Raw genomic sequence first — 20353 nt, forward strand, 5'->3', positions numbered from 1 at the left:
ACAATTGCCAACGGCCGGGCCTGTTGAATTTCGAAGCCGGCTGCCGTGATGCCCCGTGCTGTACCCCTGCGCACAGCCGCGCGCGCATGCGGCTGTCGGCCTGCCTGACGTGCGGGCCCACGCAATTGCCGTTTCCGTCGTTTATCACCTGATCCGCCGCCTTGGGGCCAGCGCCTGGCGCTGGCGCGCCGGGCTGCGTTGCCTCCTGGTGCTGTCGTGCGTTCTGGTGCTGGGCGCCGCGCGGGCCGAGCCCGACGACAACCCGGATGCCGTCATCGACAGTGCGCGCAAGACCCTGGAAACGCTGCAGCGCCAGCTGCAGGCCCGGGAGCTCAGCGACGCGCAGCTCGTGGACATGCGCCGCACGCTCCTGGCGATGCAGCAGCAGGCCGAAGACGTGATCGAGCAGCAGACGCAGCAGCTCCAGGGTGCGCAGGACCGGCTGGCGGGATTGGGGCCGGCGGCCAGCAGCCCCGCCGCGGAGGCGCCCGACGTTGCGACGCAGCGCAAGGGCCTGGAGCAGTCCACCAGCGAGATCGAGGCCCGGGTGAAGCTGGCCCGGCTGCTGATCGTCGAGAGCGAACAAGTGGCGGACGAGGTGGCCGTCCTGCAGCGCAAGCGCTTCCGCGATGAGCTCTTCGAACGCACCGACTCGCTGCTGAGCGTGGCCTTCTGGACCGACCTGCGCGCCAGCTGGCACCGCGACCGGATCCGCCTCGGACAGCTGGCGGCGCCGCTGCGTGCGCCGCCCCCGGGGCGCGTAGCCTGGGGCGTGGCCGGAGGCCTGGCCTTGGTCGTCCTGGCGGTGGCGCTGCGCAGGGCGCTGGGGCGCTGGCTGGACCGCTTCGTCACGCAGCGCATTCCCCAGGGGCGCCTGCGCCGTTCGTTCTTCGCCCTGGCCCGCTCGCTGCTGGCGATCCTCCTGCCCGGCGCGGTGGCCTACGCGCTGCTGTTCGCCTGCCGCCAGGCCGGGCTGAGGCAGGGCTGGGAAACGCTGCTGGGCGACGCGGTGGGGGCCGTGTGCTTCTCGGCCTACGTCGTCGGGCTGGGCCGCTCCCTGCTCCTGGCCAAGCGACCCTCGTGGCGCCTGCTGCCGCTGCCCGATCACCTCGCGCATGGCCTGCGCGCGTACCCGCTGCTGCTCGGCTGGGCCGTCTTCGCCAGCTGGCTGCTGCAGCGCCTTGGCGCGCTGGTCCAGACCGGGCTGGCCACGGCCGTGGCCATCGACGCGCTGGTGACGCTCGCACTGGGGCTGATCCTGGTGCGGGGCGTGTCGCGGGCGGAGCGGCTGCGCGGCCAGGCGCAGGCGCCCTCGTCCGACGCGACGCCGGCCCGCCCATGGTGGCTGTCCATGCTCATCGTTGCCCTCTGGCTGCTGCTGGTGCTGAGCCTGGCGGCGATCCTGATCGGCTACGTGGCGCTGGGCAGCTTCGTGGTGCGCCAGGCGGTGTGGATCATGGTCCTGGCGGGCTCGGCCTACCTGCTGTGCGCAGTGGTGGACGACGCCGCCGCGGCATGGCAGGTCCGGCCTGCGGTGGACGTGTCCACGGGCGACGCCGCAGGCCACCTGGACGCTGCTCCAGGCCGGCGCGCGCAAGTGGCCGTGCTGGCTTCAGGCGTCCTGCGGCTGCTGGTCGTGCTGGTGCTGCTGATCCTGCTGCTGGCGCCCTTCGGCGAAGGGCCGAGCGAATTGCTGGGCCACACCAGCCGGCTGGGCGCGGGCATCACGGTCGGGGCGCTGGAGCTGCGCCCGGCCTCGGTGCTGCAGGCGGTGCTGGTGTTCATGCTGTCGCTGGGCGCCCTGCGGGTGCTGCAGCACTGGCTGGCCTGCCGCTACCTGCCGACCACCTCGCTGGACGCGGGCATGCGCAGCTCGCTCGTGACGCTGCTGGGCTTCGTCGGCCTGGTGGTGGCCGTGGCGCTGGGGCTCTCGGCCGTGGGCCTGGCGCTGGACAAGGTGGCCTGGATCGCCAGCGCGCTGACGGTGGGCGTCGGCTTCGGCATGCAGGCAGTGGTGTCCAACTTTGTCTCGGGCCTGATCCTGCTGGCCGAGCGGCCCGTGAAGGTCGGCGACTGGGTGGCGCTCGGCGGGGTGGAAGGCGACATCCGGCGCATCAACGTGCGCGCGACCGAGATCCGCATGGGCGACCGCTCCACGGTGATCGTGCCCAACTCGGAATTCATCACCAAGGTCGTTCGCAACGTCACGCACGACAACCCGCTGGGCCTGGTCCAGGTGAAATTGCCGCTGCCCCTGGACGTGGACGTCGAGCGGGTGCGCGAGCTGCTGTTGCGGGCCTTCCAGGCGCACGATGAGGTGCTGCAGGACCCGCCGCCGAACGTGCTGCTCGACGGCGTCGAGGGCGACAAGCTCATCTTCAACGCCACCGGCTTCGTCTCATCCCCCCGCAAGACCGCCGCCACGCGCAGTGCGCTGCTGTTCACGGTGATGGGCGAGCTGCGCCGGATGAGGCAGGCGCCGTGATGAGCTCGCAGCCCCCGGCGGAACCAGGCATCGGCCCCGACGCGGCGCCTGCCGCAGGTAGAAACGCAGTGAATGGAGGGTGACCACGTGACGACACCAGCGCAAACCGCCGCAAGACGCGGCTCGGACCGGGCGCTGCTGGGGGCCGCCCTGCTGTGCGTGTGCGGCCAGGCCGCCGCGGCCGATGACGCGGCCGCCGCGTGCCGCTCCATCGCCGACGACGCGCAGCGCCTGGCTTGCTACGACACGCGCTTCGGGCAGGCACCACAGGCACCAGCGCCCGTTCCAGCTGCCACCGAGCCCGCTGCCGCGGCCCGCCCCGAGGAAGCGACGACCCGGCCCGGCAGCTGGCTCGCCCGGCTGTGGGACCTCGATCCCGAGAGCCGGCGGGGAACCTTCGAGCTGCGTCCACACCAGGCGAGCTACGTGCTGCCCGTGCGCTACTCCACCCACCCCAACTCCCGCCCTTCCAGCCCGGCGCCGAATCACTCGGTGTCCGAGCCGCTGGGGCTGGACCACACCGAGGCCAAGTTCCAGCTGAGCCTCAAGCTCAAGGTGGCCGAGAACCTGATCGGCGACAACGGCGACCTGTGGTTCGGCTACACGCAGCAGTCGAGCTGGCAGCTCTACAACCGGTCCATCTCGTCGCCGGTGCGCGAGACCAACCACGAGCCGGAGCTGATCTTCTCCTGGCGTACCGGCGTGGACGTGCTGGGCTGGCGCTGGCGGCTGCTGAACCTGGGACTGGCGCACCAGTCCAACGGGCGCGGCCAGCCGCTGTCGCGCAGCTGGAACCGCGCCTACGCGATGTTCGGGCTGGAGCGCGGCGACTACGCGCTGCTGGTGCGGCCCTGGAAGCGGCTGCGCGAGGGCAGCAACGACGACAACCCGGACATCGACCGCTACTTGGGCTCCGGCGACGTGCGGCTCGTGTACACGCGCGGCGGCCATGTGCTCTCCGCGCTGGGCCGCTTCGGCGACGGCGGCCGCGGCCTGCTGCAGCTCGATTGGGCCTTTCCCGTGGTGCCGCGGCTCAATGGCTACCTGCAGCTCACCCACGGCCACGGCGAGAGCCTGATCGACTACAACCACCGCCAGACCACACTCGGCGTGGGCATCCTGCTGCTGCCGTGGCAATGACCATGGCCGCCACGCCAGGCCAATGCGGAAACTGCCTGGACAGCACCGCTTCCATCAGCTGCCGCATCGGCGTTGAGCTTGCAACCAGACGGGCCTGATGCGGGTTGCCGGCGGACGGCGCCACGGTGTGGCGTACCACCTGCCGCAACGGGGCTGCACGGGGCCTAGCGCAGTCAGGCCCTGCGGCGCCAGCCCTCATCGCGCATGACTGTCCGAACTTCCATGCGTGTGGTGGCGCGGGGCCCCGCCACACAGAATCGTCCCATCGCAAAGGATGCAGCCGCACAGGAGTGAACGAAGCATGCCCGACATCGACGACATCGCCACGGCACTGGTGAACGCCCGCAGGACTGGTGAAGCCGAGGCCAGCCTGCCGCTGGCCCAGGCGCTGGCCGAGCCCGCACAGGCCTACGCGGTGCAGGAGCGCGTGGCGCGTGCGCTGGGCTGGTTCGGCGACGCGCCGCCGCGCTGGTGGAAGTCGGGCGGCCCCTCGCGGGAGGCCGTGCTGACACACGCGCCGCTGCCGCCCGCAGGGGTGAAGCCATCGCCGGCGGACCTGTCGAAGCAGCCTTTCCACCGGCGCGGCATCGAGGCCGAGATCGCGCTGCGCCTGGGCCGCACGGTGGACGCGGCGCTGGCCGCCACGCTGGACGTGGACAAGGCGCGCTCCCTGCTCGACGCCATGGCGGTGTCGATCGAGATCGTCGATGGCCGCTGGAGCGAGGGCATGCAGGCCCCGGCGCTGCTGCGCCTGGCGGACCTGCAGACCCACGGCGCGCTGGTACTGGGTGAATGGGTGCCGTGGCAACCACGCGACTGGACCGCGCAACGTTGCCGCGTACGCGTCGGCCAGCGCCTGGACGTGCAGCGCACCGGCACCCACTCGTGTAGCGACCCGGCCTGGGTGCTGCCGGCGTGGCTGCGCCATGCCACGCGCGGCGGCCAAGTGGTGCCGGAGGGCACCGTCGTGACCACCGGCACCTGGGTCGGCATCCTGGATGCGCAGCCCGGCGAGCGGGTGGAGGTGGTGTTCGAGGGCATCGGCGAGGCGGCGGTGCAGCTCTGACCGCCACCCCGGGCTGCCGGCGCTACAGCACCGGCCGTCGCCCCGTCTCCGGCGCCTGGGCCTGCCACGCCAAGCCGAGGTCGAGCAGATCGTCGTCGCGGCCGTAGCCGGCCACGAGCTGGATGCCGATGGGCAAGCCCTCGTCCGAGAAGCCCGCGGGCAGCGCCAGCGCCGGCAGCCCGGCCGCGTTGACCCAGCCGGTGAAGACGGCATGCCCGCGCGGGCCCACGGGCTCGCCGTCGATCAGCGGCGGAAAGGACTCGTCGGCGGGCCACGGCAGCGCGGCCGCCGCGGGCATCAGCACCAGATCCACGCGCTCGAACAGCGCCGCGCAGTCGCGACGCAGCTGCTCCACCGCCTCCAGCATTCCCCACAGCGCCGACGCTGGCTGCGCGGCGCCCTGGCGAGCCAGGGCCGCGTAGCGGGCGCCCGCGGCCTCGTGCCAGTGCGGGTGCTGCGCGAACAGCCAGGCCAGCCCGATCTGGCCGACGCGCGGCCAGTCGCGGTTCAGCGCCGCCAGCTCCAGCGGCAGCGCGCCCTCCTCCACCGCGTGGCCCATGCGGGCCAGCCGCGCGGCGGCCTCGGCGGTGCAGCGGCGCACCTGCGCGTCCACCGGCGCGCCGTCGAGCGTGGCCACGTGCAGCACGCGCAACGGCCGTGCGGGGCGCTCGCGGCATGCCGCCGTCGCCGCCAGCGAGCGGCGGTCGCGTGTGTCGGGGCCGCGCAAGGCGTCGAACAGCAGCTGGGCATCCTCCACGTTGCGCGCGATCGGCCCCACCACCTCGAAGTCCAGCAGCAGCGGGGGCAGCGCATCGACGCGCGGCACCATGCCGATGGAGGGTTTCAGGCCCACCAGGTTCGTGTGCGAGGCCGGGCGGCGGATCGACCCGCCGCCGTCGGTGCCCAGCGCCAGCGGCACGCAGCCCGCGGCCACGGCCGCCACCGCTCCGCCGCTGGAGCCGCCGGGCGTGAGCTCGCGGTTCCAGGGATTGCGCGTGGTGCCGAAGGCCCGGTTGGACGTGTAGCCCTCCAGCGTGAACTCGGGCACGTTGGTCTTGCCGACCACGATGGCGCCCGCAGCGCGAGCGCGCGCCACGGCCAGCTCGTCGCGATCGCCACGGAAGCCGGGTGCGCAGCCCCAGGAGGTGGGCAGGTCGGCGGTAGGCAGGTTGTCCTTCACCGCCAGCGGTATGCCGTCCAGCGCGCCCAAGGGCCGGCCTGCGCGCCAGCGCGCGGCGCTGGCCTCGGCCTCCTGCAGCAGTTGCGCCTGCGCGCGCAGCGCCGTGAAGGCGTTGAGCGCGGGCTGTACCTGGGCGATGCGCGCCAGGCACGCGCGCATCGCCGCCGGCGGGTCGAGGCGGCCCTCGGCGTAGCCCGCGCGCAGGGCGCAGGCCCCGAGGGTCCAGAGGTCGTCGGCCATGCGTGCTCCCCCTACATGCGGCCGGGCAGCCAGGTCGCCAGCTGCGGCACGGCGATCAGCAGCAGCGTGAAGCCCAGCATGATCACCACGTAGGGCAGCGCGCCCCACATCACGTCCTGGATGCCGCCCTTGTCCGGACGGATGCCGTGCACCACGAACAGGTTCATGCCCACCGGCGGCGTGATCAGGCCCAGTTCGCACATCAGCACGATGAAGATGCCGAACCAGACCGGGTCCACCCCCAGCGCCACGGCGATCGGGTAGGTGATGGGGATGGTGGCCACCTGCATCGAGAGCACGTCCATGAACATGCCCAGCACCAGGTAGAACACGATCAGCGCCAGCACCAGCCCGGTGGCCGACAGCCCCAGCCCCGCCACCCACTTCGTCATCGCCTCGGCCACGCCGGTGAGGCTGATGGTGAGGTTGAGGATGAAGGCCGCGGTGATGATCAGCAGGATCATCCCGCTCACCCGAGCCGTGGAAATGAAGCAGGTGCGCAGCACCTCCATGCTGAGCTGCCCCGAGCGCCAGACGAAGAACAGCGCTGCCAGCACGCCCAGCGCCGCGCTCTCGGTGGTGGTGGCGATGCCGAAGTAGAGGCTGCCCATGACGGTGCCGAACACCACCAGCGGCGGCACCAGGTGGCGCAGCGTGGCGATGCGCTGGGCCAGCGGCACCCGCTCCTCGCGCTTGACGTCGCCGCTCATCACGCTGGAGATCCAGATCCACAGCATGAAGCAGCCCGTGAGCAGCAGCCCCGGGATGATGCCGGCGACGAAGAGCTTGCCGATCGAGGTGTTGGTCAGCGACCCGTACACGATCATGTTGACGCTGGGCGGGATGAGGATGCCCAGCGTGCCCCCGGCGGCCAGGCTCCCCAGCGAGGCGCGCATCGAGTAGCCGCGCCGCTGCAACGAAGGCAGCGCCACCGTGCCGACGGTGGCGGCGGTGGCCACCGAGGAGCCCGAGGTGGCCGCGAACAGCGCGCAGCTGCCGATGTTGGTGTGCAGCAGCCCGCCGGGCAGCCGGCCCAGCCAGGCCGACAGCGCGATGAACATGCGGTCGGCGATGCCCGAGCGCAGCAGCAGCTCGCCCAGCAGCACGAACAGCGGGATCGAGGTCAGCAGGTTCTCGTTGTGCACGCCCCACACCACCGGGGCGATCGAGTCCATGAAGGGCGCGCCGTAGGCGGCAATGCCGCCGGCGATGCCCACCGCGGCCATCGACACCGCGATCGGGATGCCGGCCAGCATCATCCCGATCATCGCCGCGAAGGCCAGTCCAAAGACGGCGACGCTCATGCCTGCTCTCCCTGTGCCGACTGGCGCTGCGCCAGGTCGTCGAGTTCCTCCTTGAGCTCGTCCTTGGCGCTCTTGGGCTGGAACTCGTGGTTGATCTCGGCCAGGCGTCCATGCGCGAGCAGCAGCGTGGCGCGCAGCGCGTAGCCCACGGCCACCAGCGCGAATACCAGCAGGCCCGCGTACCACACGCTCTGAGGCAGGATCAGCGGCGTGGCCCAGGGCGTCTGCGCGGTGCTGCCGTAGGCCAGCGTGTCGCCGATCACCTTGAACGCCACCCAGGCGATGAAGGCGCCGAAGCCCGCCAGCGAGGCCACGGACAGCCAGTTCAGCGCGGCCTGCACCCCGCGCGGGAAGCGCTCGTGGAACACGTCCACGCGGATGTGCGCGCGCCCCATCAGCGCCAAGCTGAAAGCAATGGTCGAGCCCACGGCCAGCGCGTAGCCGCCAAGCTCGTCGGCACCTTGCAGCGAGACGTTGAACAGCTTGCGGCTGAGGGTCTCGACCGCGACGACGACGGCCAGCACCAGGAAGATGGCGCCGAACAGGGTGGCCAGCGCGGACTCGATGCGCTCCTTCAGCCGGCTCCCGCCGGCCGTGCCCTGCGCGGCGCCCGGGGGCTGCGGGACGGCTGCGGCCTGCATGCGTGCCCCCGTGATCATTTGATCCCCAGCACCGGCGCCACCGTGGCGCTCCACTGCTTGGAGCAGCCGGGGTTGGTCTTGTCGCAGACCTCGGCCCACACCGGCAGGCTGACCTTGCTCACCGCGCTGCGCACGAGCTCGCCGTCGGCGGGCGTGACGACAACCTCCTGCAGCTTGAACTTCTTGCCCGTGGTGCAGGGGTCGCGGCCGGCGTTGCAGTTGAGCGCGTCCTGGTACAGCGACTCCGAGTAGCTCCAGTTCTCCTCGGTGAGCTTGTCGAAGGCCGCCTGCAGCTTGGCCTGCTCCTCGGGCTTGAGCCGGTTCCAGGCCTTGAGCGTGATGGCATAGCCGTTGAGCGCCATCTGCAGCCCCAGCGGCAGCTGGTGCGTCGTCACCTCGGGCCAGCCCGCGGAGTTGGCCGAGCTCGGCCCCGTGACCGCGCAGTCGACCACGCCCAGCGACAGCGACTGGTGCGTGTCGGCAAAGGCCACCGGCACCGGCGTGCCGCCCACCATCTCGATGAACTTGGCCAGGTTCTGGTCGTAGACGCGCACCTTCAGGCCCTTGACATCGGCAAGCTTGGCGATGGGCTTCTTGCAGAACAGGATCTGCGGCCCGAAGGGCCACACGCCCAGCAGCTTGACGCCGAACTGCTTCTGCAGCCGCTGGTCGGCGGTGTCGAACCAGGCCTTGGTGACCTTGCGCCCGGTGGCGTAGTCCGGGCTGGCGCCCACCAAGTCCAGGCCCAGGATGGTCGGCTCGTCGCGCGAGTTCTGCGACACGCGCAGCGACACGATGTCGAACAGCCCGGCCTTCATCACGCGCAGCTGCTCGGTGTCCTTGAGGCCCAGCGTGTCGATGGGCTTGTAGTCGGCGTCGATGGGCAGCCCGGTGCGGGCGGCGAAGTTCTCGAAGAAGGGCTGCTCCTTGTTCTTCTGGATCAGCCCGGTGGCCAGCGGCTGGCCGATCACCTTGAACTTGAGCTTCTCCTCGGCCTGGGCCGGGGCGGCGAGCACCGCGGCGGCCAGCGCGGCGGCGGTCAACAGGGAACGCAGGACGGGTCGGGACATCATCGGCTCCTGGAAGTCGTGGGGTGCTTGGGATGGGAAAAGCTCAGGAATCCATGGAGACCTTGGCGTCCTTGGCGACGCGGGCCCACTTGGCGATCTCGTTGCGCGTGAACTCGGCGTAGCGCTCGGCGCTGCCGCCGCCGTCCTCGACACCGAAGCCATCGAACTGGCGCTGCACCTCGGGCAAGGCCAGCACGGTGTTGACGTCCTGGTTGATGCGCCGCACCAGCGCGGCGTCCATGCGCGCCGGGCCGGAGATGCCGTACCAGTTCATGGTCTCGAAGCCGGCGTAGCCCTGCTCCTGCATCGTGGGCAGGTCCGGGTACGCCTTGGAACGCCGCGCGCGCGTCTGCGCCAGCGCCACCACGCGGCCGTTCTTCAGGTGCGGCGTGGCCGCGGTCATGGTCTCGAAGGTGAACTGCACCTGGCCGCCGATGAGATCGGTGAGCAGCGGGCCGCTGCCCTTGTAGGGCACGTGCAGCGGATCCACGCCGGCCAGCAGCCTGAACTTCTCGATGGCGAAGTGCTGGATCGTCGCCGGCCCGGCCGAGCCGAAGCTCACCTGCCCGGGCTGCGCCTTGCACAGCGCCACCACGTCCTTGACCGACTGGGCCGGCGCGTTGGCGCGCGTGATCAGCAGGTTGGGCGTGACGCCCAGCAGCACGACGGGCGTGAAGTCGCGCTCGGGGTGGTAGCGCAGCCGCGTCTGCACCGCCGGCACCAGCGCCTGGCTGTTGATGGTGCTCAGGAACAGCGTGCTGCCGTCGGCGCTTTGCTGCGCCGCGTACTCCGCGGCCAGCGCGCTGGAGGCGCCGGCGCGGTTCTCGACGATCACCTGCCGGCCCCACAGGGTGCCCAGGTGCTGCGCCACCACGCGCGCCAGCGCATCGGCGCCGCCGCCGGGCGGGAAGCCCACCACCAGCCGCACCGGGCCGTTGGGCAGCGCCTGGGCGAACAGCGCGGGTGAGGTGGCCGCGGCGGCGCCGGCTGCGGCGGCCTGGATGAAACGGCGTCGTTGCATGGGAGGGTTCTCCTGTCGGGGTTTGTGGTGTGAGGAAGAAGCTCAGCGCCGGCGCAGCAGCGCCTCGATGGCCGGGGGCAAGCCGCCATTCGGTTTCTCGGGGGGCAGGGAGAAGCTGCCGCGCAGCGCGCGCCCGGGCTTGAGCGCGGCCAGCGTCTCGGCATGGCGCACGGCGCTGGAGACGCCGTCCACCACCGGCACCGGCAGCCGGCCCGCGAGCGTGCGCGCCAGCCCGGCCAGCGGTGCGCCGGCCAGGATCAGCACGTCGGCGCCGTCCTCGTCCACCGCGCGCTCGGCCAGGTCCTGCAGCGCCTGGGCGTGCTCCTCCTGCACGCTGCCGATGCCCGACAGCGGTCGGTCGAGCGCGCGGATGCCGGCCAGCCGGGAGCCGAAGCCGTAGGACTCGATCACCTCGCGGTACCAGGCGCGGATCCGCTGCGAGATGGCGATGACGCCGATGCGCTGCCCCAGCAGGTGCGCGCTGGCCAGCGCCGCCTCGGTCAGCCCGGTCACGGGCACCGGCAGCACCTCGCGCAGCGCCGTCAGGCCCGGGTCGCCGAAGGCGGCCACCACCACGGCATCGCAGCCGGCGTGGTGCTCGGCGGCCAGCTGCGCCGTGGCCCAGGCGCCCGCGAGCGCCTCGAAGCGGGTCTCGATGTAGGCCACGCCAAAGGGCGCGGTCAGCACCTGGATCTCCGTGCCCGGCGAGGCGCTGCGCCGAGCCTCCGCGCCGATGAGCGCCGACACGCTGTCGGAGATGTTGGGATTGATGAGCAGCAGCCGCATGGCTTCAGTCCTCCGCGAGGTTCTTGTGGGCGGTTTCGGGAGCGGCGAGCACGCACACGACGATGAGCGCCAGGCTGGCCGCGAGGTAGATCGACACCGGCAGGCTGGAGCCGAAGGCCGCCACCAGCGGCACCGCGATCAGCGGCGCCGGCGCGCCGCCGAAGATGCCCGCGAGCTGGAAGCCGATCGAGGAGCCGGTGCAGCGCACTGAGGTCGGGAACATCTCGGGGATGTAGGAGGCCAGCGGCGAGAACATCGCCGCGACGATGAACATCGCCACGAAGGCCGCCAGCAGGATCAGCGGCACCGATTTCGTGTTCACCAGCATGAAGAACACGAAGCTCCAGACGATGCCCGCGACCGCGCCGAACAGCAGCACCGGGCGGCGCCCCAGCTTGTCGGAGAGGTGGCCGAACAGCGGGATGCCGATGCACTGCGCCACCGCCCCCACCAGCACCGCCTGCAGCCCCAGCGACTTGGGCAGGCCGAGCTGCTGCGGCAGGTACACCAGCAGGAACAGCGTGAAGACGTAGAACGCGATGTCGCTGCCGATGCGGCTGCCCAGCGCCAGACCCACCTGCTTCTTGTGGTGGCGCAGCACCTGCACCAGCGGCGCGTGGCCCTGCTTGCCCTGCGCCTCCATCTTCTGGAACAGCGGCGACTCCGACAGGCCCATGCGGATGTAGAACCCCACGGCGACCAGCAGCGCGCTCAGCAGGAAGGGGATGCGCCAGCCCCAGGACATGAAGGCCTGCTCGTCGAGCCACCAGGTGACGCCGGCGAACACCCCGTTGGCCAGCAGCAGCCCGATCGGCGCGGCGATCTGCACCAGGCTGCCGTAGAAGCCGCGGCGTTTGCCGCCCGGGTCGAACTCGTTGACCATCAGCGCCGCGCCGCCCCACTCGCCGCCCAGCGCCAGGCCCTGCACGATGCGCAGCAGCACCAGCAGCGCCGGGGCCAGCAGCCCCGCCGTGGCGGCGCTGGGCAGCAGCCCGATGGCGAAGGTGGACAGCCCCATCATCAGCAGCGTCACCACCAGCACCCACTTGCGGCCGAGCTTGTCGCCGAAGTGGCCGAACAGTGCGGCGCCGAAGGGGCGCGCGACGAAGGCCACGCCGTAGCTCGCCAGCGACAGCAGCGTCGCCATCAGCGGGCTGGCGCTGGAGAAGAACAGCTTGGGGAAGATCAGCGCCGCGGCCGAGCCGTAGACGAAGTGGTCGTAGAACTCCAGCGTGGTGCCGGCCAGGCTGGCGCCGGCCACGCGCTTCATCGAGGGCGCAGGCCGCGCCGGTGGCGTGGCGGCCCCGGCGGTCTGCGGGGTGGAGAGAGTCGTCATGGCGGAACTCCTGGGTCAGGCCAGCGGCCGGGGGGTGACCGGCCTGGAAAAGTCGTGCGGGCACTGCTGCTCGACCAGCGCCGCCAGGGCCAGCACGCGCGCGTCGGAAAAGCGCGGGCCGACGATCTGCAACCCGACGGGCAGGCCCCGGCGGTCCAGGCCGCAGGGCACCGAGCAGGCCGGCAGGTAGCAGTGGTTGAAGATCGGGGTGAACACCGCGTGGCCGCGCGGCCCCACAGCCTGGCCGCCGATGCGCTCGGGGCCGTTGCGGCCGAGTTCCCACGCGGTGCAGGGCGTGGTAGGCGTGACCAGCAGCTCGTGGCTGCCGAAGAAGCGGTCGAGCGCGCGGTACAGCGCCTCACGCGCGAACAGCGCGCGCGCCACCTCCGCGCCCGTGGTGCGCCGCCCGGCCTCGATCTGGGCGGCGATGTCGGGGTCGGCTTCCCACTGCCCCAGCGCGTCGCCGTACAGCGCCGCCAGCCCCGCGAGCTGCAGCGGCATCAGCGCCGCCTCGCCCGCGCCCTCGGGCCAGGCCGGGTCGGCACGCTCGACGCGGCAGCCCGCGTCGGCCAGCCGCCGCACCGCGGCCTCACAGGCGGCGGCCACGTCCTCGTCCACCGGGACGTCCAGCCCCAGGCGCGGGCTCCAGGCCAGGCGCGGCGCGGGTGGCAGCGCCTCATCCAGCGCCGCCGCGCCCGGCCACACGGGCAGCGGCAGGCCCTGCGGGTCCGACAGGCCGGGCTGTGCCAGCGCGTCGAGCATCAGGGCCACGTCGGCCACGCGGCGCGCCATCTGGCCCACCACCGCGTTGCCGAACACCGGCTCGGCGAAGCCGACCGGGTGCGGCACCAGCCCGGCGCTGGGTTTCATGCCCACCAGGCCGCAGTGCGCCGCGGGCCGGCGCGTGGAGCCGCCGCCGTCGGTGCACAGCGCCAGCGGCCCCAGACCCGCGGCCACCGCGGCCGCGGCGCCGCCCGAGGAGCCGCCCGGCGTGCGCGCGAGGTCCCAGGGGTTGCGGGTGGTGCCGTGCAGCGGGTTGGTCGTCACGCCCTTGCAGGCGAACTCCGAGCAGTTGCTCATGCCCAGGACCACGGCGCCGGCGCGGCGCAGTTGCGCCACCGCGAAGGCATCCTGGGGGGCGACGAAGCTCGCGAAGCGGGCGGAACCCTGCGTGACGCGCCGGCCCGCCACCCAGAGGTTGTGCTTGACGCTGAAGGGCACGCCAAGCAGCGGCGCGGTGTCGCCCGCGCGCAGCCGCCGGTCGGCCTCGGCCGCCTCGGCACGGCCCGGGCCGGGATCGAAGCCGGGCAGCGCATTGAGCTGCGGGTCCAGCGCGTGCACGCGCTCGGCCACGGCGTCGAACACCTCCACCGCCGACACCTCGCGCCGGCGCAGCAGCTCGGCCAGCTCGGTGGCCGTGGCTTGGAACAGCGGGTCCATGACGCGTCAGCCCCGGCGCGGCAGCAGCGAGGGCTCGCCGCAGGCCAGGAAGCGGCCACGCCCGGCGCGGCCGTGGAACGTGGCGCCGTCCCACACCACCTCGCCGCGCGACAGCGTCAGCCCCGGCCAGGCGCGCAGCGTCATGCCCTCGTAGGGCGTGTAGTCCACCGCGTGGTGCAGCTGCTCGTTGCGCAGCACGAACTCGCGCTCGTCCCACACCACCAGGTCCGCGTCGGCGCCGATGGCGACGGTGCCCTTGCGCGGGTGCAGCCCGTAGGCCTTGGCCGGGTTGGTCGAGGTCAGCTCGACGAACTTGTGGATCGTCATGCGCCCGCCCAGCACACCCTCGGAGTACAGCAGCGGCAGCCGCGTCTCGATGCCGGGAATGCCGTTGGGAATGTGGCGGAAGGCCACCTGCTCCCCGCCGGGCTGCTTGCCCTCGGTACCCTCGTAGCGGAAGGGCGCGTGATCGGAGGAGAACACGGTGAACAGCCCGTCGTTGAGCCCGGCCCAGATCACCTCCTGGTTGCTCGCGTCGCGCGGCGGCGGGCTGCAGACGCAGCGTGCGCCCAGGTAGCTGTCGTCGATGCCCAGGTCGGCCGCGGTGAGGAACAGGTACTGCGGGCAGGTCTCGGCGAAGACGTTCAGGCCCTGCGCACGCGCCCAGCGGATCTGCTCCACCGCCTCGCGGCCCGAGACGTGGACGATGAGGATCGGCACGTCCACCAGCTGCGACAGCGCGATGGCGCGGTGCGTCGCCTCGCGCTCCACCAGCATCGGCCGCGCATGGGCGTGGAAGCGCGGCGCCGTGCGCCCGGCGGCCTCCAGCTTCTTGGTCAGCCACTCGATGCAGTCGGCGTTCTCGGCATGCACCATGGCCATGGCGCCGTGGCGGCGCGCGACCTCCAGCACGTCCAGCACCTGGCCGTCGTCGAGCTTGAGGTCGTCGTAGGTCATGTAGATCTTGAACGAGGTGTAGCCCTCGCCGATCAGCGCGGGCAGCTCCTCGCCGAGCACCTGCGGCGTGGGGTCGCTCACGATCAGGTGGAAGGCGTAGTCCACGTGGGCGCGGCCCTCGGCGCGGTGGTGGTAGTCCGTGACCGCGGCGCGCAGCGACTGGCCGCGCTCCTGCGCGGCGAACGGGATCACGGTGGTGGTGCCGCCGCAGGCCGCGGCGCGCGTGCCGCTGTCGAAGTCGTCAGCCATGCGCACCGGCGCCGCCATGGGCTGGTCCAGGTGGCAATGCGCGTCCACGCCGCCGGGCGTGACGGTGCGGCCCGCGGCGTCGATCTCGCGCGCCCCGCCGGCCAGGGCATCGCCCAGCGCAGCGATGCGACCGCCGCGGATGCCGATGTCGCAGTCGAAGCTGTCGCTGGCCGTGGCCACGCGGGCGTTGCGCAGCACCAGGTCGAAGGCCGGGGCATTCATGCGCACCACCTCAGGGCGCCATGCACCATTATTGGCGACAAGCTTGTAGACAATAAAGTAGACGCGATGTTCATGACTGGTGCACTTCTGAAGGAAGCGTTTCAGGTTGAGCGAGCGGTTTGCAAGGACTGGGCCAGAGCAAGAACTGCAGTGGCCAAGCTGTCTACATATTCGTCGACAACAAAATTTGCGCGCACCGTGTTTACACTGGTGTCGACAATTTTTTGTCGATGCACAGTGGCGCCACCACCCGGCGCCGGAGGAAAGACTTCATGGACCGACCGCTTCGCCTAGGCGTGCTGACGCCCTCCTCCAACACCGCGCTGGAGCCGCTGACCAGCGCGCTGGTAGCCGAGCTGCCGGGCTGCAGTGCGCACTTCTCGCGCTTCCGGGTGACGGAGATCTCGCTGTCGGCGCAGGCGCTGGGGCAGTTCGACGACGCGCCGATCCTGGCCGCGGCCGAGCTGCTGGCCGACGCGCAGGTGGACGTGATCGGCTGGAGCGGCACCGCAGCGGGCTGGCGCGGCTTCGACACCGACCGCGAGCTGGTGCGGCGCATCCGCGAGCGCACCGGCATCCCGGCCACCACCGCGGTGCTGGCGCTCAACGAGCTGCTGGCCTTGGGCGGCGTCGAGCGGCTGGCGCTGCTGACGCCCTACACCGCCGACGTGCAGGAGCGCATCGTCCGGAACTACGGCGCCATCGGCGTGGAGGTGGTGGCCGAGCAGCACCTGGGCATCAGCGTCAACCACGACTTCGCACTGGTCGAGCCCACAACCTTGCTGGGCTCGATGCGCGAGCTGGCCGCAGCGCGCCCGCAAGCGTTCACGACCTTCTGCACCAACCTGCGTGCCGCGCCGCTGGCGGCGCAGGTGGAGCGCGAGCTGGGGATCCCGCTGCTGGACACCGTCAGCACCACGGTGTGGGGCATGCTGCGCGCGGCCGGCACCGATCCGGCCCGCATCCGCGGCTGGGGCCGGCTTTTCGACTGGAGTTGAGCATGCACCGGCACGGCGACCACTGCGGGCACGCTTCTAGAATCTCGCCGCTGCGGCGCGGCGCCGGTGCATCACCCCGGCCCGACAGCGCGCAGCCGGCGGCGGCCGACCCGCTCTCAGTCCTCACGTCCTGCCCTATGCCCCCCCGCAGCAGCCCGCGCAAGCCCGCCACCGCCTCCCGCCGGCTGGAGCGCGAGAACACCAACGACGACATCTACGAGCGCATCTACGTTGCCATCCTGGAGCACCGGCTGCACCCGGGCACCAAGCTCGGCGAGGAGAAGCTTGCCGAGATCTTCGGCGTCAGCCGTGCGCGCGTGCGCGAGGTGCTGGCGCGGCTGGCGCACGAGCAGATCGTGGAGCTGTACCCGCAGCGCGGCGCCTTCGTGGCCAAGCCCAGTACCGAGCAGGCGCTGGACGTGTTCGAGGCGCGGCGCCTGATCGAGCCCGCGGTGCTGCGCCGGCTCATCGAGACGCTGACGCCGGAAAAGGTGGCGCGGCTGCGCCAGCACCAGGAGCTGGAGCTGGATGCGCGCCGGCGCGACGACAAGCGCGCGGTGGTGCGCCTGTCGGGCGAGTTCCACACCCTGGCCGCGGAGCTGGCGGGCAACTCAGCCCTGGCGCGCACCATGCGCGAGCTCTCCACGCTCACCTGCCTGATCATCGTCCTCTACGACGCGCCCACGGCCAGCAGCTGCCGGGCCGACGAGCACAGCGAGATCGTGGAGGCCATCGCCCGGCGCGACAGCGCGCGCGCCGAGAAGCTGATGCTGGAGCACCTGGACCACATCGAGCAGAGCCTGCGCCTGGACGCCAATGCCGAGGACGTGGACCTGGAGGCGGTGTTCCGCGAGGACTGAGACAGGTGCGCACCATGACCGATCTTTCATTGCCCGCGGGCTTGGTCGCCGTGGTGGGCGACGAGGGCACTGGCAAGACCCGCCTCCTGCGCGAGCTGGCCGGCCAAGCGCAGGAGACGCCGTCCCCCGGGCCGGACCGTGATGCCGTCTGGCTCGATCTCGGCTTGCCGGGACTCGACGGCAGCACGCCGCAAGGCGTGTGGGACGCCTTGCGCACGCGCCATCCGCGCTGGAACGCCGCGCTGCTGCAGGAGCTGGCGCAGGCGCTGGGGCTGCAGCCTCACCTGGAGAAGACCTTGTCGATGCTCTCCACGGGCAGCCGCCGCAAGGTCGCGCTCTCGGGGCTGCTCGCGGCTGGCGCCACGGTGACCTGCCTGGACCAGCCCTATGCGGCGCTTGACATGGCCTCGATCCGTGTGATCCGCGAGTTCCTGCACGCCAACGCCGACCATCCGGCGCGCACCTGGGTCGTGGCCGACTACGAGGCGGACGAGAACCTTCCGTGGCGGCGCATCATCCAGCTGGGGTGAAGCTGCATCCCTGAAGACCGTCCGCACGCGCCGCGCATGCCCGCGCTCCCAGGAAGGCCACCCCTCGTTCCTGGCGCTCCTGGATCGTCTCCTCCTCAACCGTGCGCATGGCCGCCTGGACGGACGCTTGCGTGAGCCGGTCCGCCGATTGCCGTCGGGCCGGCTACCGGGTGTGCCCTGGTGCGGTTCGCCCTGCTGCTGGCCTTCGCCAAGCCGGCGTTCACGCTGCCGGCGCCGCGCGAACGAACGAGGAAGCGACATGGAACGATGCAGACATTCAACGTCCCACCGGCCGCGGGCGAATGCGGTCGCGGCACGAGGCCGCCCCTTGCCACTGGCCGTGGCGATCGCTGCCGCGGCCTTGTGTGCCGCTTGCGCCCAGGTCCCTCCGGCCGGCACGCCGCCGGGCGACGACAAGTCGGGCAAGACCCGGGTGCTGGAAGCCGGCGCACGCCTGCTGCAGGGCCAGGCACCGCTGCGGCCCATGGACATCTACCTGGTCGGGTTCCATCCGATGAAGGACGATCCGTCGCACCAGATGGAAGCGCACCACTACTGCCACCAGGTCAACGAGGACTTCGCGCAGTGCACGCTCTTCGACGGGAACACCGCCCAGGCGCGCCTCAACGGCATCGAATACATCATCTCGGAGAAGCTGTTCGCGACCTTGCCTGAAGCGGAGCGCAAGTACTGGCACCCGCACAACGGCGAGATCCTCTCCGGCCAGCTCGTCGCCCCCGGCATCCCGGAGGTGGCGGAGAAGGCGCTGATGAAGTCCAAGCTCAACAGCTACGGCAAGACCTGGCACGTCTGGGACACGGGCGCGTTCGGCCAGAGCGGCGACCCGCTCCCGCTGGGGCCGTCGATGCTGGCCTGGTCCTTCAACCGCGACGGCGAGGCCATGCCGGGCATGGTGGAGCAGCGCGACCGCCGCATGGGCGTAGACAGCCAGGCCAAGCGCGCGGACCGCGCCGAGCTGACCGGCGTGGCCAGGCCGCAATCCGGCGTGGACGATCTCAAGGGGCGCTTCGGGCGGCCGACCACCGGAATTCCCGGCGTGACCGACGCCGGCGCGGCCGCCGCGGCGCCGTCCCGCGCCCCGGCACGCTGACGCCGCCGCGATCCGCTCCTCCGCCTCGCAAGGCCTCGTTCACACGCCCCAGAAGTGACGCAGCAGGCCGGTGACGGCAATGCCAATGAGCACGGTCGGCAGGATGCCCAGGCGGGTCGCGGCGAGCACGGTCACGGCCAGGGCCGCCAGGTCGGCGGGCCGGTCCGAGACGAAGGCGGGGGCGATCACGGAGATCAGCACGCAGCCGGGCACGTTCTCCAGCACGGACTGCATGCGCGGGCTCAACGTGCGGTTGCGCAGCACCAGGTAGCCCAGGACCCGCGTGAGATAGGTGCTGGCTGCCATTAGCACGATGGTGGCCAGGGTTGCCGAGTCGATCATGAGCGGCGCGCCCACCAGGCCGAGGCGGCGAGGCCCGAGGCCGCGCCGGCAGCGACGTACCAGGCGCCGGGCACGAGCTTGTACGTCAGTGCCGCCACCACCAGGCTCACGAGCCAGGGCCGGCTCGGCCGCACGCCCTTCCACAGGCCGCGCAGCAGCACCAGGAACACCGCGGTGAAGGCCATGTCGAAGCCGTAGCGCTCCACGTCGCCGATGGCCGGCCCAGCCACCGCGCCCAGGGCCGTGAAGACGACCCAGGTGGCATACAGCCCCGCCGACACCCCCAGGTAGTACGGCAAGCTGATGTGCCTGGCGCGCCGCCGCTGCGCGTCGGCCAGCGCCAGCGCCCAGCACTCGTCGCACATGAAGAACAGGGCCGGCAGGGCACGGCGCCGTGGCAGGTGCCGCAGGTAGGGCGCGAGCGCGGCGCTCATGAGGATGTGGCGGCTGTTGACGAGGAAGGACATCGCCACGATCAGCAGCACGTGCGGCGGCGAGGTCCAGAGCCGCACGGCGGTGAACTCCGAGCCGCCGGCAAAGTTCAGCCCCGTCAGCAGCGGCACTTCCAGGGCGCCGAGGCCCTTTTGCGCCGCCTGCGCGCCAAGGACCAGCGCAAAGGGCACGAAGCCCAGCATCACGGGCAGCGAGGCGCGCAAGCCGCGCCAGCCTTCGTTCCAGGCCGTGGACGCCGGGGCGCGAACGGCCGATGGAGAGGAGTCGATCAAGGTATCCATACTAGGGAAGCATTCTGTGCTTCCACGCCTGGAATTTGCTGCTGAAGTTGCCAGCCCGACCATTACGATTGGCATCTGATGCTCAGAAACAGGAATTTTGTGAAGGGAGATGCCAATGGAGCTGGACGCCATCGATCGACGCATCCTCAGGGCCCTGCAGCGCGACGGCCGGCTGCAGAACGTGGACCTGGCGCACGAGGTAGGGCTGTCGCCCTCGCCCTGCCTGCGGCGGGTGCGGCTGCTGGAGGAGGCGGGGGTGATCGAGCGCTACGTGGCCGTGCTCAACCCGGCCAAGGTGGGCAAGGCCATGTCGGTGTTCGCGCGCGTCTGGCTCAAGGGCCAGGACGCCGAGACGGTGGGCCACTTCACCGAGGTCGTGCAGCACCTGCCGCAGGTGGTGGAGTGCCACCTGATGGCCGGTGACTGCGACTTCCTGCTGCGGGTCGTGGCCGCGGACCTGGAGGAGTACCGGCAGTTCCTGTCCACCCACCTGTGCCGCATCCCGGGCGTGCAGAACGTGAAGACCGACATCCCGATGGAGCGGGTGAAGCTGACCTCGGCGCTGCCGGTCTGACGGTTTCCGGGCGCTTGATCACGCCTGCAGCTTGGTCAAGCTGCGGAAGGCTGGCTGCTGCAAAACG

At 71.6% G+C, this 20353-nt stretch carries 19 protein-coding genes; 8 read left to right on the forward strand and 11 right to left on the reverse strand.

Annotation, left to right across the window (positions count from 1 at the left end; all coding sequences use genetic code 11):
• The first annotated feature begins 55 nt into the window (after positions 1-55).
• The 3 genes from H537_RS41520 (at position 56) to H537_RS0106050 (ending at position 4691) form a co-directional block, all read left to right on the forward strand.
• Entirely contained in the window at positions 56-2485 is a 2430-nt protein-coding gene (locus H537_RS41520; RefSeq protein WP_051242011.1) for a DUF3772 domain-containing protein, read from the forward strand.
• Between the two features lie 72 nt (positions 2486-2557).
• Positions 2558-3625: a phospholipase A gene (locus H537_RS0106045; protein ID WP_028997169.1), complete on the forward strand. Its 1068-nt coding sequence runs from the start codon at positions 2558-2560 to the stop codon at positions 3623-3625.
• Positions 3626-3926: 301 nt separating this feature from the next.
• Positions 3927-4691 carry a fumarylacetoacetate hydrolase family protein gene (locus H537_RS0106050; RefSeq protein WP_028997170.1) on the forward strand — a complete coding sequence of 255 codons (765 nt, stop codon included), beginning with the start codon at positions 3927-3929 and terminating at the stop codon, positions 4689-4691.
• Between the two features lie 22 nt (positions 4692-4713).
• On the opposite strand, the gene H537_RS0106055 is transcribed toward H537_RS0106050, so the two are convergent.
• From H537_RS0106055 to hydA, 9 genes are read right to left on the reverse strand one after another with little or no spacing between them, the layout of a single operon-like run.
• A complete protein-coding gene (locus H537_RS0106055; protein ID WP_028997171.1) occupies positions 4714-6111 on the reverse strand; it encodes an amidase in 1398 nt (465 codons plus the stop codon).
• A gap of 11 nt (positions 6112-6122) precedes the next feature.
• On the reverse strand, positions 6123-7415 hold the full coding sequence (locus H537_RS0106060; protein ID WP_028997172.1) for a TRAP transporter large permease: 1293 nt from the start codon (positions 7413-7415) through the stop codon (positions 6123-6125).
• Positions 7412-8074 (reverse strand): TRAP transporter small permease subunit, encoded by a 663-nt coding sequence (locus H537_RS0106065; RefSeq protein WP_238446617.1) that lies wholly within the window; start codon positions 8072-8074, stop codon positions 7412-7414. The genes H537_RS0106060 and H537_RS0106065 overlap by 4 nt, the downstream gene beginning before the upstream one ends.
• Entirely contained in the window at positions 8071-9126 is a 1056-nt protein-coding gene (locus H537_RS0106070; protein ID WP_084150489.1) for a TRAP transporter substrate-binding protein, read from the reverse strand. The genes H537_RS0106065 and H537_RS0106070 overlap by 4 nt, the downstream gene beginning before the upstream one ends.
• Before the next feature lie 43 nt (positions 9127-9169).
• Positions 9170-10147 (reverse strand): Bug family tripartite tricarboxylate transporter substrate binding protein, encoded by a 978-nt coding sequence (locus H537_RS0106075; protein ID WP_028997175.1) that lies wholly within the window; start codon positions 10145-10147, stop codon positions 9170-9172.
• 42 nt (positions 10148-10189) lie between these two features.
• Positions 10190-10933 carry an aspartate/glutamate racemase family protein gene (locus H537_RS0106080; RefSeq protein ID WP_028997176.1) on the reverse strand — a complete coding sequence of 248 codons (744 nt, stop codon included), beginning with the start codon at positions 10931-10933 and terminating at the stop codon, positions 10190-10192.
• Between the two features lie 4 nt (positions 10934-10937).
• Complete coding sequence (locus tag H537_RS0106085) at positions 10938-12269, reverse strand: MFS transporter (protein ID WP_028997177.1); 1332 nt, start codon at positions 12267-12269, stop codon at positions 10938-10940.
• Between the two features lie 15 nt (positions 12270-12284).
• Positions 12285-13709 carry an amidase gene (locus tag H537_RS0106090; protein ID WP_043458298.1) on the reverse strand — a complete coding sequence of 475 codons (1425 nt, stop codon included), beginning with the start codon at positions 13707-13709 and terminating at the stop codon, positions 12285-12287.
• A 6-nt stretch (positions 13710-13715) separates the two neighbouring features.
• Positions 13716-15137, reverse strand: a complete 1422-nt coding sequence (hydA, locus tag H537_RS0106095; RefSeq protein WP_028997179.1) for a dihydropyrimidinase — start codon at positions 15135-15137, stop codon at positions 13716-13718.
• A 272-nt stretch (positions 15138-15409) separates the two neighbouring features.
• Between hydA and H537_RS0106100 the strand changes: the two genes are divergently transcribed.
• The 4 genes from H537_RS0106100 to H537_RS0106115 all read left to right on the forward strand — a co-directional run bounded on the left by H537_RS0106100 (position 15410) and on the right by H537_RS0106115 (position 18636).
• Positions 15410-16135 carry a maleate cis-trans isomerase family protein gene (locus H537_RS0106100; RefSeq protein ID WP_028997180.1) on the forward strand — a complete coding sequence of 242 codons (726 nt, stop codon included), beginning with the start codon at positions 15410-15412 and terminating at the stop codon, positions 16133-16135.
• Between the two features lie 137 nt (positions 16136-16272).
• A complete protein-coding gene (locus H537_RS0106105; protein WP_028997181.1) occupies positions 16273-16995 on the forward strand; it encodes a GntR family transcriptional regulator in 723 nt (240 codons plus the stop codon).
• 14 nt (positions 16996-17009) lie between these two features.
• Positions 17010-17525, forward strand: coding sequence for an ABC transporter ATP-binding protein (locus tag H537_RS41525; RefSeq protein ID WP_064735925.1), 516 nt, complete (start codon positions 17010-17012; stop codon positions 17523-17525).
• A gap of 328 nt (positions 17526-17853) precedes the next feature.
• Positions 17854-18636 (forward strand): OBAP family protein, encoded by a 783-nt coding sequence (locus H537_RS0106115; protein WP_051242017.1) that lies wholly within the window; start codon positions 17854-17856, stop codon positions 18634-18636.
• Positions 18637-18675: 39 nt separating this feature from the next.
• Here H537_RS0106115 and H537_RS0106120 read toward each other — a convergent pair whose 3' ends face one another.
• Both H537_RS0106120 and H537_RS0106125 read right to left on the reverse strand, forming a co-directional pair.
• Entirely contained in the window at positions 18676-18978 is a 303-nt protein-coding gene (locus H537_RS0106120; RefSeq protein WP_028997183.1) for an AzlD family protein, read from the reverse strand.
• On the reverse strand, positions 18975-19700 hold the full coding sequence (locus tag H537_RS0106125) for an AzlC family ABC transporter permease (protein ID WP_028997184.1): 726 nt from the start codon (positions 19698-19700) through the stop codon (positions 18975-18977). Before H537_RS0106125 ends, H537_RS0106120 begins: the two co-directional genes overlap by 4 nt.
• A gap of 127 nt (positions 19701-19827) precedes the next feature.
• Between H537_RS0106125 and H537_RS0106130 the strand changes: the two genes are divergently transcribed.
• The gene (locus H537_RS0106130) at positions 19828-20286 is read left to right on the forward strand and encodes an Lrp/AsnC family transcriptional regulator (RefSeq protein WP_028997185.1); all 459 of its coding nucleotides are present in this window, start codon (positions 19828-19830) and stop codon (positions 20284-20286) included.
• Positions 20287-20353 lie beyond the last annotated feature (67 nt).

This window comes from Azohydromonas australica DSM 1124, assembly GCF_000430725.1.
Classification (GTDB): domain Bacteria; phylum Pseudomonadota; class Gammaproteobacteria; order Burkholderiales; family Burkholderiaceae_C; genus Azohydromonas; species Azohydromonas australica.

Coding starts and splice junctions, on each gene's coding strand:
- H537_RS0106130 (WP_028997185.1), top strand. CDS start 19,828: ATGGAGCTGGACGCCATCGATCGACGCATCCTCAGGGCCCTGCAGCGC.
- H537_RS0106120 (WP_028997183.1), bottom strand. CDS start 18,978: ATGATCGACTCGGCAACCCTGGCCACCATCGTGCTAATGGCAGCCAGC.
- H537_RS0106100 (WP_028997180.1), top strand. CDS start 15,410: ATGGACCGACCGCTTCGCCTAGGCGTGCTGACGCCCTCCTCCAACACC.
- H537_RS0106050 (WP_028997170.1), top strand. CDS start 3,927: ATGCCCGACATCGACGACATCGCCACGGCACTGGTGAACGCCCGCAGG.
- H537_RS0106055 (WP_028997171.1), bottom strand. CDS start 6,111: ATGGCCGACGACCTCTGGACCCTCGGGGCCTGCGCCCTGCGCGCGGGC.
- H537_RS0106060 (WP_028997172.1), bottom strand. CDS start 7,415: ATGAGCGTCGCCGTCTTTGGACTGGCCTTCGCGGCGATGATCGGGATG.
- H537_RS0106070 (WP_084150489.1), bottom strand. CDS start 9,126: ATGTCCCGACCCGTCCTGCGTTCCCTGTTGACCGCCGCCGCGCTGGCC.
- H537_RS0106085 (WP_028997177.1), bottom strand. CDS start 12,269: ATGACGACTCTCTCCACCCCGCAGACCGCCGGGGCCGCCACGCCACCG.
- hydA (WP_028997179.1), bottom strand. CDS start 15,137: ATGAATGCCCCGGCCTTCGACCTGGTGCTGCGCAACGCCCGCGTGGCC.
- H537_RS0106090 (WP_043458298.1), bottom strand. CDS start 13,709: ATGGACCCGCTGTTCCAAGCCACGGCCACCGAGCTGGCCGAGCTGCTG.
- H537_RS41525 (WP_064735925.1), top strand. CDS start 17,010: ATGACCGATCTTTCATTGCCCGCGGGCTTGGTCGCCGTGGTGGGCGAC.
- H537_RS0106105 (WP_028997181.1), top strand. CDS start 16,273: ATGCCCCCCCGCAGCAGCCCGCGCAAGCCCGCCACCGCCTCCCGCCGG.
- H537_RS0106080 (WP_028997176.1), bottom strand. CDS start 10,933: ATGCGGCTGCTGCTCATCAATCCCAACATCTCCGACAGCGTGTCGGCG.
- H537_RS0106045 (WP_028997169.1), top strand. CDS start 2,558: ATGGAGGGTGACCACGTGACGACACCAGCGCAAACCGCCGCAAGACGC.
- H537_RS0106075 (WP_028997175.1), bottom strand. CDS start 10,147: ATGCAACGACGCCGTTTCATCCAGGCCGCCGCAGCCGGCGCCGCCGCG.
- H537_RS0106065 (WP_238446617.1), bottom strand. CDS start 8,074: ATGATCACGGGGGCACGCATGCAGGCCGCAGCCGTCCCGCAGCCCCCG.